A 270-nucleotide genomic window follows, 5' to 3' on the forward strand; every position below is an offset into this window, starting at 1 on the left:
GGGATGCCTAGGGTCTCAGAGGCGAAGAAGGACGTGATAAGCTGCGATAAGCTGCGGGGAAGAGCACACATCTATTGATCCGCGGATTTCCGAATGGGGCAACCCTTTCTGGTGAAGCCAGAAAATCCATGACAAAGGTCATGAGAAGCGAACGTGGGGAACTGAAACATCTAATTACCCATAGGAGGAGAAAACAAAAGTGATTCCGCAAGTAGTGGCGAGCGAACGCGGAGAAGCCCAAACCGGATATGTTACGGCATACCCGGGGTT

The 270-nt window shown here is 51.5% G+C and carries 1 rRNA gene; it reads left to right on the forward strand.

Features of this window, described 5'->3' with window-relative positions:
* Position 1: 1 nt before the first annotated feature.
* Positions 2–270: ribosomal RNA gene (locus AB2U10_RS19310) — 23S ribosomal RNA — on the forward strand; the annotation flags it as partial.

Origin of the sequence: Leadbetterella sp. DM7 (genome assembly GCF_040829825.2) — a bacterium.
GTDB lineage: Bacteria > Bacteroidota > Bacteroidia > Cytophagales > Spirosomataceae > Leadbetterella.